The sequence below is a fragment of the Microbacterium sp. SD291 genome, from assembly GCF_017355365.1.
In the GTDB taxonomy this organism is placed as follows: domain Bacteria; phylum Actinomycetota; class Actinomycetes; order Actinomycetales; family Microbacteriaceae; genus Microbacterium.
Map to the genome: position 1 here is coordinate 24439 of NZ_JADIJR010000030.1, position 12026 is coordinate 36464.

13 protein-coding genes are annotated in these 12026 nt (G+C 69.5%); 5 read left to right on the forward strand and 8 right to left on the reverse strand.

Features of this window, described 5'->3' with window-relative positions:
* Nucleotides 1-588 (forward strand): hypothetical protein, encoded by a 588-nt coding sequence (locus IPV10_RS13975; RefSeq protein ID WP_207484823.1) that lies wholly within the window; start codon nt 1-3, stop codon nt 586-588.
* 12 nt (nt 589-600) lie between these two features.
* Here IPV10_RS13975 and IPV10_RS13980 read toward each other — a convergent pair whose 3' ends face one another.
* Nucleotides 601-1020, reverse strand: coding sequence for a dihydrodipicolinate synthase family protein (locus IPV10_RS13980; protein WP_307861142.1), 420 nt, complete (start codon nt 1018-1020; stop codon nt 601-603).
* A 400-nt stretch (nt 1021-1420) separates the two neighbouring features.
* Here IPV10_RS13980 and IPV10_RS13985 point away from each other — a divergent pair, with 400 nt between their 5' ends.
* Nucleotides 1421-1636: a PLDc N-terminal domain-containing protein gene (locus IPV10_RS13985; RefSeq protein WP_207484825.1), complete on the forward strand. Its 216-nt coding sequence runs from the start codon at nt 1421-1423 to the stop codon at nt 1634-1636.
* A gap of 281 nt (nt 1637-1917) precedes the next feature.
* Here the strand turns inward: IPV10_RS13985 and IPV10_RS13990 are convergent, their stop codons facing one another.
* The gene (locus IPV10_RS13990) at nt 1918-2583 is read right to left on the reverse strand and encodes a GntR family transcriptional regulator (protein WP_207484826.1); all 666 of its coding nucleotides are present in this window, start codon (nt 2581-2583) and stop codon (nt 1918-1920) included.
* Nucleotides 2584-2683: 100 nt separating this feature from the next.
* Between IPV10_RS13990 and IPV10_RS13995 the strand changes: the two genes are divergently transcribed.
* Nucleotides 2684-3328: a Pr6Pr family membrane protein gene (locus IPV10_RS13995; protein ID WP_307861143.1), complete on the forward strand. Its 645-nt coding sequence runs from the start codon at nt 2684-2686 to the stop codon at nt 3326-3328.
* A gap of 7 nt (nt 3329-3335) precedes the next feature.
* On the opposite strand, the gene IPV10_RS14000 is transcribed toward IPV10_RS13995, so the two are convergent.
* From IPV10_RS14000 to dnaK, 5 genes are read right to left on the reverse strand one after another with little or no spacing between them, the layout of a single operon-like run.
* Complete coding sequence (locus tag IPV10_RS14000) at nt 3336-4712, reverse strand: NAD(P)/FAD-dependent oxidoreductase (protein ID WP_207484828.1); 1377 nt, start codon at nt 4710-4712, stop codon at nt 3336-3338.
* A gap of 40 nt (nt 4713-4752) precedes the next feature.
* Nucleotides 4753-5181, reverse strand: a complete 429-nt coding sequence (locus tag IPV10_RS14005; RefSeq protein WP_207484829.1) for a heat shock protein transcriptional repressor HspR — start codon at nt 5179-5181, stop codon at nt 4753-4755.
* A 33-nt stretch (nt 5182-5214) separates the two neighbouring features.
* Nucleotides 5215-6198: a DnaJ C-terminal domain-containing protein gene (locus tag IPV10_RS14010; RefSeq protein WP_207484830.1), complete on the reverse strand. Its 984-nt coding sequence runs from the start codon at nt 6196-6198 to the stop codon at nt 5215-5217.
* Between the two features lie 7 nt (nt 6199-6205).
* Nucleotides 6206-6862 carry a nucleotide exchange factor GrpE gene (locus IPV10_RS14015; protein WP_207484831.1) on the reverse strand — a complete coding sequence of 219 codons (657 nt, stop codon included), beginning with the start codon at nt 6860-6862 and terminating at the stop codon, nt 6206-6208.
* Between the two features lie 2 nt (nt 6863-6864).
* The gene (dnaK, locus tag IPV10_RS14020; protein ID WP_207484832.1) at nt 6865-8748 is read right to left on the reverse strand and encodes a molecular chaperone DnaK; all 1884 of its coding nucleotides are present in this window, start codon (nt 8746-8748) and stop codon (nt 6865-6867) included.
* 212 nt (nt 8749-8960) lie between these two features.
* On the opposite strand from dnaK, the gene IPV10_RS14025 reads away from it, so the two are divergent.
* Nucleotides 8961-9527 carry a hypothetical protein gene (locus IPV10_RS14025; RefSeq protein WP_207484833.1) on the forward strand — a complete coding sequence of 189 codons (567 nt, stop codon included), beginning with the start codon at nt 8961-8963 and terminating at the stop codon, nt 9525-9527.
* A gap of 51 nt (nt 9528-9578) precedes the next feature.
* Nucleotides 9579-11537 (forward strand): substrate-binding domain-containing protein, encoded by a 1959-nt coding sequence (locus IPV10_RS14030; protein WP_207484835.1) that lies wholly within the window; start codon nt 9579-9581, stop codon nt 11535-11537.
* A gap of 119 nt (nt 11538-11656) precedes the next feature.
* Here IPV10_RS14030 and IPV10_RS14035 read toward each other — a convergent pair.
* Nucleotides 11657-12026: HNH endonuclease signature motif containing protein (locus IPV10_RS14035; protein ID WP_207484836.1), on the reverse strand; the 370-nt coding region annotated here is incomplete at its 5' end.

Consider the following 12026-nt stretch of genomic DNA (forward strand, 5'->3'; position numbering starts at 1 on the left):
ATGACCGAGCAGCTCCGCATCTTCGCCGGCCTGCAGGGCTTCGTGTCGGCGGCCGGGCTGATCGCCCTCGCCCTGTTCTTCACACTGGGCCTGCAGGACCGGCGCTGGGCGTGGTTCGGACCGGTCAACGACTGGCTCTACGTGCTGGGGGCGGTGCCCTGGATCGTCGCGTCCGTGCTGCTGATGGTGCACGTCCGCGCCCGCGCGCCGCTGTGGGGTTACACGATCGTCGTCTGCCTGCTCATCGCCGCGGGCGGCGTCGTCACCCTGCTGATGCTCGCGGGGCGCGTAGGACTCGGCGCCCAGTTCGCCGTGAGCGGGCCGATGACCTTCGCCGGGTTCATCTGGCTGTGGCCGGCGGCGGCCGCCGCCGTGGAGGCCGCCGCACTGCCGCGGTGGATGCTCATGTTCAGCATCGTCGTCATGGTCACGTTCCTCGTCGGAGGAGCCGTCGTCGGCGCGGCGCTCCTGGTGCCGGCCGAGTCCGCCGTCCGATCCGTGCTCTTCGTCGCCGGAGGCATCCCGGTCGGCCTCGCCATGGCTGCCTTCCCGACCTGGTGGCTGCTCGTGGCCGCGCAGGTGCGCTGACGGGCGCGGATCTCAGCGGTGTGCTGCCACCACGCGTGCGACGGCTTCGCGCTCGGCATCCGTCGGCTCGGCGATCGCCATCCGGCAGTGCGTGTCGACGACGTCGAGCACCCGGTAGGCCTCCTTCATGCGCGCCATGTCGCCGCCGATGAGGGAGACGACGTCGTCGACCGCGGCCTGGGCGGCGGCGATCGCGGTGGCGTCGCGGGAGCGGCCGGCGTCCGCCAGCGCCCGGAACGGCTTCGGGGTGACCGAGGACACACCGGAGACCACACCCTGGGCGCCGACGCCGGCAGCGGCGATGAGGTCGCGATCCGCTCCCGTGTACAGCTCGAATTCTGCCGGCACGACCGCACGGTAGGCGGCGATCTCGTCGAGCGAGAGCTCGCTGATCTTCGCGCCCACCACGTTCGGCAGCTCGGACAGCCGCACCAGCAGCTCGGGAGACCGGGTTCCCGCTGCGGGCCGGATAGACGTACAGGCGCCCGTCGCCGACGGCATCCGAGTCAACACACGCGGCCAACGGAGGGTACGTAGAACACCCGGGCGCAGGCGCAAACTGGGTCGTTCCGTGCCTTGACCTCATGGGTGCGGATGAAGGCGCTCACTCGCGAGGTGCGCATCAACCTCGGCCTTCGCCCCGAAGTCATGCCCCCCAAAGAGTGGACAGACAGTGCTGGTTCAGCGCGATATCTTCAAAATGTTTGTCGAATCAATCGACAAACAGTCGATCGGAGGAAATCAATCGTGCTAGATACCATGGGTTGGCCGACAGCAAACGGCTGGAAGTAGCCGAGGCCTCATCCGAGGGAGCACCAAGATGAATCCGCTCATGCCCAGCCCGCTCGACATCGCAATCTCGATGATCGCTATCGGCGCGCTGGCCTATTCCATCTCCGCGATTGTCGATCTTGTGCGCTTGCGTCACGCGCGAGGAGTGAGGTTTCTCGCGTGGATCCTGATCGTCATTTTGTTGCCGGTAGCTGGGGCTAGCATTTGGTGGTTCTGGGGACGATCCGCATCGGAATGCGGAGCTGCCGACATCTGACGAGGTAAGTCGCCGAGGAGAGCCCGACGGAGAGATGCCTGCCGCAAGGCCTGCATCTCCCCGTTGCCTGCTGAGTCGAATCAGCAGATTCCTCAACTGATCCGAGCTCTCCGACTTGACCGGAAGAGTGCAGACCCCGGGTCGCAGGGACTGCGGCGAACTCGAGCCCGCACCGGACCATGCTCGTGAACCTGGCGGCGGCACGCGACGCCTCGGATGCTACGGCAGAAAGTGCGGGCGGGCCAACAGAGATGCGGATCTTCTACTGATCCGCGGCCGGCTCAGCCCCGACGCTCGGCGAGTTCGCTGAGCATCCGGTCGCGAGCGCCGTCCAGGTGCGCGGTGAGCACCTCGGCGGCCTCCTCCGGAGTGCCGGTGCGCATCACGTCCATCAGCGTCCGGTGATCGCCGGATGACTCGTGCAGGTCGTCGTCGTGATTGATCGTGACCTCGAGGAGCGCGGTGAAGGTCGGCAGGTACTGGTTCCAGGCACCCTGCAGCCGCGGGTGGTCGGCGAGAGCGTAGATCTGCGAGTGGAACTCGAGGTCCGCGGCGACGAACGCGGCGTGGTCGCCGGCATCCGCTGCCTCGCCCATCCGCGCGACCGCCGCCGCCATCGCCTGCCAGCGCGCGTCGTCGTCCACGCGCATCGCACGGGACAGCGCGAGCTGCTCCAGCGCGCCGCGGAGACTGTAGAGCTGATCGACGTCGTCGCCGGTCAGGCCGGTGATGTACACGCCTCGCGGCCGCTGCACCTCGACCAGCTTCTCGAAGCTGAGCTGGGTCAGAGCGTCGCGGATGGGCCCGCGGCTCACCGAGAACTCCTCGGCCAGCGCCTCCTCGGTGATGCGGGCGCCGAGGGCGAGTTCGCCCCGGACGATGCGCTGGCGCAGCACGCGCGCCACCTGGGCGCCGAGGGATTCGCCTCGCTGCACTGTCTGGGTCACGGTGACCTCCTGTTAACCGTTGACAGGATACACACACCTTCCGCTTCTCCGTAGACTCGCGGGATGGGACGCCAGCGTGGCGGAAGGGGATGCTGAGACGGTGACGGCACGGACGGTCTTCGGCGCACTGCGCCTGGCCGGAGCGATCGCGTGCGCGGCCGCCCTCGTGCACCGGCTGTTCTGGGGGCTGAGCTCGCGCACCATCGCCGGTGAGAACTTCTTCGCGTACCTCACGGTCGAATCGAACTGCGCGCTCGTCGTCATCCTCGTGATCGGAGCGGTGCTCGCGTTCAGCCGCGCGACCGATCCTCGGTGGTTCACGGTCGCGCTCGCGCTCGTGCTGACCTGGACCATCACGGCCGGCCTCGCCTTCGCGCTCATCGTGTGGCAGGCGGGCGTCCGCGGCATCCGCGTCGACGTGCCGTGGTCCGACCATCTGCTGCACTTCTGGCTGCCGGCCTGCACGGCGCTCGCCTGGGTGCTGACCCCCGGGCATCGCGGCGTGCCCTGGTGGGTCATCCCCACGTCACTCGCCTTTCCGCTCGCATGGGGCGGCGTGACTCTCTGGCGCGGTCCCGCCGTCGGGTGGTATCCCTACTACTTCCTCGATCCGCGGCAGGTCGCCGGTCCCCTGGAGTTCCTGGTCACGAGTGCGATCGCGCTGTCGATCTTCGCGATCGTCGCGACAGTGCTGGTCGTGATCAGCAGGCTGCGAAGGCACGGCCACCCGCGGCCGCCGGTGTGACGCGCGATCAGCCCTGAGGCGAGACGAACGGGGTCAGCGAGGCGATCGCCGCGGCCAGCGCCTCGTCGTCGTCGAGTTCGGCGAACTCCTCCGCCGCGGCTCCGCCGACGACCCCGACCAGGACGTTCTCGCCGGTCGACGGCGCGAGGTTGAACCAGGTGCGGATCATCGCATCGCCGCCCACCACGTGCCAGATCGCGGCGTCCGTCTCGGCGACCGGATCGTCGAATCGGAGCCAGATGCTCTCGATGCGCCCCATCTCGAGCGACGCGATCGCGCCACGGTGGCTGAACGGCAGCGGCGGCGAGAACTCGATGCCGTCGCCCTTCAGCACGCCGAGCGGCACGGTGACGATCACCCTGTCGAAGGAGAGCGACTCCCCCGTCGCGATGCCGAGGCTCACCCCGGCGTCGTCGTAGACGACACGCGAGACGGGCGACGAGAGACTGACCTTCGCGCCCTCCAGCAGCGATTCGAACACGGCGGCCAGATCGCCGAGCGGCGCCGAGCGCGTCTCGGCGGGCAGCGCCGGCGGGAACCAGGACGACGCCTGATCCGCTTCGATGCCCGTCGTCGCGGCGACCGAGGCGATCAGTGCGGCGAGCGCCGGGTCATCCGGGTCGGCACCGGCATCGGTCAGGGCCTGCTCGAGCGAGATGTCCGCCGGCAGGAGCTGTGCCGAGGCCACGGCATCCGCGATCCGCTGCCCGGGCAGCGGCTCGATCTCGCCTTCGCCGTCGGCCGAGCGCCAGGACGACACGGACAGGGGCTGGACGCGGATGTCGAGCGCGTTCAGCCGCTCGCTCATCCCGCCGTCAGTCTCGCCGAGCAGCCAGCCGCCGAGCTGCGCGGGGAAAGGCCACGACTCGTCCTCGACGACCGAATGCACGCGCCCGCCGACGCGGTCGCGTGCCTCGAAGACGGTCACGGTCAGGCCGGACTCGGCCAGGCGCGATGCGGCGGCGGAGCCTGAGAGACCCGCGCCGACGATCGCGATCCGCTCACCGTCTCCGGCGACGCCCAGCAGGTTCTCCGCGGCGCGGACGCCGGAGCGCAGGGCGGCGCCCATGGTGCCTGCCGCCTCGACATCCGTCGCTTCGCCGCCGAGGAACACCCGGCGCTCGATCGGCTCGGTGAGCACCTCGCGCGCGGTCGACTGGGTGCCGACGGGGACGAAGCTCACGGCGCCGAGCGCGAACGGATCAGTGGTCCAGGCGCTCCGCGCGACAGCGGTGGGCGTGAGCCCGTCACCGCTGGCCGTCGGCGTCGGCGAAGGAGTGGAGGGCGTGGGTGTGGGCGCCGGTTCCGGGGTGCAGGAGGCCAGCAGCACTCCGAGGGCGCCGGATCCGGCGCCGATCAGCAGAGTTCGACGCGTGATCCTCATCGTGTCGCAACGATACCGTGCGCGGCCCGTTCCGGCCGCGTCAGTTCCGGCCGCGCGGATCCCAGAGGACGATCTCGGTGGAGCGGCGGATGCGGCGGCCGGTCGGCATCGGGACGACGCCAGACGAGCCGGCGGCGAAGACCCGCACGCCGGGGCGGCTCTCGCGCTCGGCGCGCAGCGCGCCCTCGAGCTGGGTGATGCGGCTGCGCAGGGCCCGGTTCTCGTCTTCCAGGTCGAGCAGCCGGGCGATGGCGGGAAGGCTCATGCCCTCGGACGACAGCTGAGCCACCTCGCGGAGCTGCTCGATGTTGCGCGTCGAATAGCGGCGGGATCCGCCTGAGGTTCGGCCGGGCACGACCAGTCCGATGCGGTCGTACTGCCGCAGCGTCTGCGGGTGCATTCCCGCGAGCTCGGCCGCGACGGCGATCGCGAACACCGGGGTGTCGGCATCCATGCGTCGCTCAGCCATGGTCCTGCACCTCCGTCCCCGGTGCCGCGGTCGTCATCGTCGCGCCTTCGCCATCAGGTCGGCGCGCGGGTTCTCGGCAGGCTCGAGGGACTGGAACTTCTCCAGCGCCTCGCGCGCCGCCTCGTCGAGGTGCGACGGCACCGCGATCTGCAGCTCGGCGAGCAGGTCGCCGGTGCCTTTCGTGGTGGTGACGCCGCGCCCCTTGACGCGCAGCACGCGGCCGGACGGGGTGCCGGGGGCGACCCGCAGCCTGACGGCCTCGCCGCTGAGCGTCGGGACCTCGATGGTCGCGCCGAGCGCGGCCTCGGTGAACGTCACCGGCACCACCACGCGGAGGTTCAGGCCTTCGCGGCTGAACACCGGATGCGGGCGCACCGTGATCTGCACCACGATGTCGCCGCTCTCCCCGCCGTCGGGCGAGGGGCGGCCTCGTCCGCGGAGCTTGATCTTCTGGCCGTCGGCGACGCCGGCGGGGATCTTCACCTTGAACGGCTTGCCGTCTTCACCCTGCAGCGTGATGGTCTCACCCTGCACGGCGGTGACGAAGTCGATCGTGGTGCGCGCGGTGACGTCGGCGCCGCGCTGCGGGCCGCCGAATCCGCGGAACCCGCCGGACGTCTGCCCGAACCGGCCGGTGCCGAAGCTGCCGCCCTGGCCCTGGTTGAACATCGCGAAGATATCCTCGAAGTCGGCGGGCTGCCCACGGCTGGACTGCCCGAACCGGCTGAACACGTCTTCGAAGCCCCCGGCGCCCTGGCCGCCCGCGGTGAAGCGGGCGCCGGAGCCCATGGCACGGATCTCGTCGTACTCCTTGCGCTGCTCGGCATCGGAGAGCACCGAGTACGCCTCGCTGATCTCCTTGAACTTCGCCTCGGCCGCGGCATCGCCCTGATTGGAATCCGGGTGATACTTGCGGGCGAGCTTGCGGTACGTCTTCTTGAGATCGGCGTCGCTGACGGTCTTCGTGACCCCGAGGATCTTGTAGAAGTCCTTGTCGAACCAGTCCTGGCTAGCCATCTGTCCCCTACTCGGCCGGTACGGCGACGACGACCTTCGCCGGGCGCAGCTCGATGTCTCCGAGGCGGTAACCCACCTCGACGACCTCGAGGATGGTCGTCTTCTCGACACCGGGAGTGGGCTGCTGGAAGATCGCCTCGTGGCGCTGCGGGTCGAACTCCTCGCCCTTCTCACCGTAGGAGGCGACGCCGAGGCGCTCGACCACGGACCGCACCTTCTCGGCGATCACGGCGAAGGGTGTGCCCTCGACGAGGTCGCCGTGCTGGTCGGCGCGGGCGAGATCGTCGAGCACCGGGATGAGGCCCTTGGCGGCCTCGCCCTTGGCGCGCTCGATCTCCACCTGACGCTGCTCCTCGGTGCGGCGGCGGTAGTTCGCGTACTCGGCCTGCAGGCGCTTGAGGTCGTTCAGCAGGGTCGACTCGAGGTCGGCGAGCACGGCGTCCTCCGCCGCGGCCTCGCCGGTCTGCGCGGTGCCGAGGATGTCGTCGACCGTGAGGTCGTCGGCATCGTCGACCGTGAGGTCGTCGTCGGAGCCCTCGGCGGCCTTGGCCTCGGTGGAGTCCGGGTTCTGCGGCGCGGGGCCGGATGCCTGAGCATCCGACCCCTCGCCGGACCCTTCGACAGGCTCAGGGACCGAGCCATCTTCGAAGTTCTTGTCCGTCATGATTACTTCGCCTGCCCTGAGCCCGTCGAAGGGTCCTCGTCGTCGACGACCTCTGCGTCGATGACGTCCTCGTCGGAGGAGGCGTCGTCGGCCGCGGGGGCCTCGCCTTCGGGGGCTGCGCCGGCCGCGGCATCCGCCTGGGACTGCGCGTAGATCGCCTCGCCCAGCTTCGTCTGCGACTCGTTGAGCTTGTCGAAGGCGGTCTTCACCGCGTCGTCGTCCTCGCCGGCCAGGGCCGTCTTGAGGGCGTCGACGTCAGCCTGGACCGACTCCTTGACGTCAGCGGGGAGCTTGTCCTCGTTCTCCTTGATCAGCTTGTCGATCGAGTAGGCGAGGGTCTCGGCCTGGTTGCGGACCTCGGCGGTCTCGCGGCGCTTCTTGTCCTCGGCGGCGTGCTCCTCGGCCTCGCGCACCATCCGGTCGATGTCCTCCTTGGAGAGGGACGAGCCGCCCGTGATGGTCATCGACTGCTCCTTGCCGGTGCCCTTGTCCTTGGCGGACACGTGCACGATGCCGTTCGCATCGATGTCGAAGGTGACCTCGACCTGCGGGATGCCGCGGGGAGCCGGGGCGATGCCGGTCAGCTCGAAGGTGCCGAGCGGCTTGTTGTCGCGGGTGAAGTCGCGCTCGCCCTGGAAGACCTGGATCGCGACGGACGGCTGGTTGTCGTCTGCCGTGGTGAAGGTCTCGCTGCGCTTGGTCGGGATGGCCGTGTTGCGCTCGATGAGCTTGGTCATCATGCCGCCCTTGGTCTCGATGCCGAGGCTCAACGGGGTGACGTCGATCAGGAGGACGTCCTTGCGCTCGCCCTTGAGGACGCCGGCCTGGAGGGCGGCGCCGACGGCGACGACCTCATCCGGGTTGACGCCCTTGTTGGCCTCCTTGCCGGCCTCGCGCTTGACGAGCTCGGCGACGGCGGGCATACGGGTCGAGCCGCCGACGAGGACCACGTGCGCGATGTCGGCGACCTTGATGCCGGCTTCGCGGATGACGTCCTCGAACGGCTTCTTGGTGCGGTCGAGGAGGTCCTTGGTGAGGTCCTCGAACTTCGCGCGGGTGATCGTCTCGCTCAGCGACACCGGGCCGGACTCGGTCAGCGACAGGTACGGCAGGTTGATGCTCGTCGACGTGGAGGAGGAGAGCTCCTTCTTCGCCTGCTCGGAGGCCTCCTTGAGACGCTGCAGGGCGATCTTGTCGCCAGAGACGTCGACGCCGGAGGTGTCCTTGAACTGCTTGATCAGGTGGTCGACGAGGCGCTGGTCCCAGTCGTCGCCGCCGAGGCGGTTGTCACCGGCGGTCGAGCGCACCTGGATGGTGGAGAAGTCGTCGTCCTTGCCCACCTCGAGGAGGGAGACGTCGAAGGTTCCGCCACCGAGGTCGAAGACGAGGATGAGCTCGTCCTCCTTGCCCTTGTCGAGGCCGTAGGCGAGAGCGGCGGCGGTCGGCTCGTTGATGATGCGGAGCACGTTGAGGCCCGAGATCTCGCCGGCCTCCTTGGTGGCCTGGCGCTCGGCGTCGTTGAAGTACGCGGGGACGGTGATGACGGCATCCGTCACGGTGTCGCCCAGGTACGACTCGGCGTCGCGCTTGAGCTTCATGAGGATGCGCGCGGAGATCTCCTGCGGCGTCCACTTCTTGCCGTCGACGTCGAACGACCAGTCGGTGCCCATGTGGCGTTTGACGGAAGAGATCGTGCGGTCGACGTTGGTGACGGCCTGGCGCTTCGCGGTCTCGCCGACGAGCACCTCGCCGTCCTTGGTGAAGGCGACCACCGACGGGGTCGTGCGGAAGCCCTCGGCGTTGGCGATGACCTTCGGCTCGCCACCCTCGAGGACGCTGACGACGGAGTTCGTCGTACCGAGGTCGATTCCAACAGCACGTGCCATGTGTTTCTCCTTGTTCTGTGGTCTGGAAGTCTGCGGCGACGCAGGAAACCTGAGTCGCGATGACTCAACTGTACAGAAGGGTGCGGACGCTGTCAAACAAAGTTGATACGTGCCGACTCAAGTTCTGGGGTAGAGGCCTTCGGATTGACCCCGCGCGCAGTCGCACTAATGTTTCTCCTGGGGATCGACAGCACGGCTGGGGAGGCGGGAACGTGGGACGCGTGCTCGTCGAGCAGAGACGCAGGTCACGGCACAGGCGCGCGATCGGCTACTGGGTCGTCCTGCTGTCATGGCTGACGTCGTTGCATCTCTCCAGCGGAGCCGGCGCGGTCGAGCCGCTGCGAGGCCTGTGGCTGATCGTGCACCTCGGGATGCTGGTCGCCGGTCTCGGTGCGGCGGTGATGGTGGAGTATGCCGGCCTGCTCTGGGTTCTGGGGCGCGGCACCCTCGGCGAGCTGCGCCTCATCGAGCGCCGGCTCGCCGTACCCGCCTGGATCGGATTCGGGGGCCTGCTGGTGTCGGGCGTGTTCCTCGCACCGGATCTCAGCAGCCCTCTCACTGCGTTGAAACTGGGGGCGGTGCTGCTCGTCGGCCTGAACGCGGTCGGGATGGGCAGGCTGGTCGGCGAGCTCAGGCGGATGCCGGCCGGAATCCGGTTCTCGCGCGTGCCCTGGCGCGTGCGGATCTGGTGCGTGGCGAGCGGCGCCACCTCGCAGGCGGCCTGGTGGTCCGCCGTGCTGATCGGAGCTTTGAACACGGCAGGGCACGCTTCACCATGACGGTGATCGTGTGCCGCGGGCGCGAGCGCCCTGGCAGGAGAGGACGAAGAGATGGACGCAGATGACGAGCCGCGTTTCCGGGAGACGGCCGGACGACCGATGACACCGGCCGCGGGAGGGGTGATCGCCGGTGGCCTCGTGCAGCCGGATCAGCCCGTGGGTTCCCCTCGGCGTCGCGCCGCGGTGTGGGCACTCGCCGGTGCGGTCGCGGTGCTCGCGATCGCCGTGACCTCCGTCGGCGTCGCGATCGCCGTGAAGTCCGGCGACCCGGTCGCGGGTCCGCAGCCGACGGAGTCGTCCGCACCACCCGAGCAGCCGTTCCCCGCCGACGCTCCGGCGACGGTCGCGGGTGCGGGCCCCTGCATCCTGGTGCCGGTGCTGTCGTCGTTCGAGAACTCCGACATGGTCGCGAACCTCGCCGCCGGGTACAACGCCGTTCCGCGCGATGTCGACGGCTCGTGCGTGACGGTGTCGGCGGCGAAGGACAAGTCGGGAGTCTCCGCCACGCGCGCCGCGGACGGGTTCGCCGACCTGCCGGCCGATCAGCGACCCGTGATGTGGATCCCGGACGCGTCGTCGTGGCTTTCGGCCGCGCGCACGCAAGGCGCATCCTCGGTGCCCGCAGAGGGCACGCCGATCGCCTCCTCGTCGGTCGTGCTCGCGATGCCGGCGCCGCTCGCCGAGACCATCGGCTGGGACACGGATGCCCCGACCTGGAGCGACGTGTTCGACGCGGCGGATGACGACGCCGTGTGGAGCGATCTCGATCATCCCGAGTGGGGGGCGTTCAAACTGGGCAAGACCAGCCCGCTGGTCGCCACGTCCGGAGAGGCCGCGCTGCTGGCATCGTTCGATGCGGCGGGAGAGGGTCTCGGCAGCAGTGCGGCATCCGACATCGCCGACGGCGACCGCCTCGAGGCGGTGCGGCGTCACGAGCTCGCGACGAGCCATTACATGGCGACTCCGGAGCACTTCCTGTGGCATGCGCGGGAGGCTGAGGCGCACGGCTCCTCGGCCGACTTCCTCTCCGGCGTGATCGTCGACGAGAAGTCGGTGTGGGACTACAACCGGGGCATCGTCAGCCGCGACGGCGTCACCCGCACGCAGGGGGAGCCGCCGAGGGATCCGCTCGTCCCGATCTACCCGTCGGACGGCTTCTACGCGGCCGACAACCCGGCCGTGGTCCTCGACGGCGACTGGATCGACGAGGCGGAGCGAGCGGGAGCCGACGACTTCCTCCGGTTCCTCGGCACGGCGGAGGCGCAGCAGATCGTGCGCGACTCGGGGTACCGGGATCTGCACGGGGACCTGGCACCGACGGTGCAGGACATCGGACGCCTCGCCGAAGCACCGGACGGCGCTGTGGCGCTGCCCGGCGCGAAGGAGATCGCGGCGCTGCACGACTCGTTCGCGGAGGTCCGCAAGCGGGCATCCGTGCTGTTCCTGATCGACGTCTCCGGGTCGATGGCCGAGGCGATCCCGAGCGGGCAGTCCAAGCTGGATGCCGCGAAGTCCGCGATCATCGCCGCTCTCGACCACTTCAGCGCCGGGGACGAGGTGGGGCTCGCCGCGTTCTCCTCAGCAGGGGACGCGAACCTCACGCCGGGCCTGGTGACGCCGGTGGCCGATATCGCCGAGAACCGGGATGCCCTGGTGGCCGCGGTCGGCACGCTGGCACCGCAGTCGTTCACGCCGCTGTACGCGGCCGTGGACCAGTTCACGACCACGCAGGCCGCCGCCTACGATCCCGACCGGATCACGGCGGTGGTCGTGCTCAGCGACGGCGCGAACGAGACCGCCGTCCCGCTCATCGACGAAGCCGGGCTGCTCGCGAAGCTGGGCGAGCTGCATCATCATTCGCCGGTACTGGTGTTCACCCTGGCCTATGGGGCGGATGCCGACATCGCCACGCTTCAGCGGATCTCGGCGGCGTCCGGAGCGCACTTCTACGACGCCACCGATCCGGCGAAGGTCACCGCAGTGCTCGGAGATCTCGTCACCAGCTTCTGACTCTTCGGTCTTGCCCGGCCGGGCTCTCTTGCCCGGCCGGCAGACCGAGGATGCCGAGCGGTAGTGAATGACAGCGTCGACCCTCGGTATTCTGCACACGGCCGGACGCCCGCCGCGCGTCAGAAGGGTGGTGGGGTGTCGTCTTCGGTGAAGGTGACGGTGTTCGGCGGTGGCGGCCGGTCGACGTAGACCCGGCCGGTCGGGCTGGTCCAGGCGAACACCCCGGCTTCGACCTGTTCGACGTTCCACGGGGAGTGGTGTTTGAGGACGTGGTGCCTGCGGCACAGGTCGCCGAGGTTCGTGTCTTTGGTGGGACCGCCGTGGGCGGCATCGTGGGTGTGGTCGAGGTCGCAGCCGGCGGCGGGGTATCCGCAGGTCGGGAACCGGCACCGCTGATCCCGCGCCCGCAACAGGCGCCTCAGATGCGCGGACGGCCGGTACCGGTCCACCGCGAGCAGCGCCCCGGTGATCGGGTGGGTGAGCAGCCGG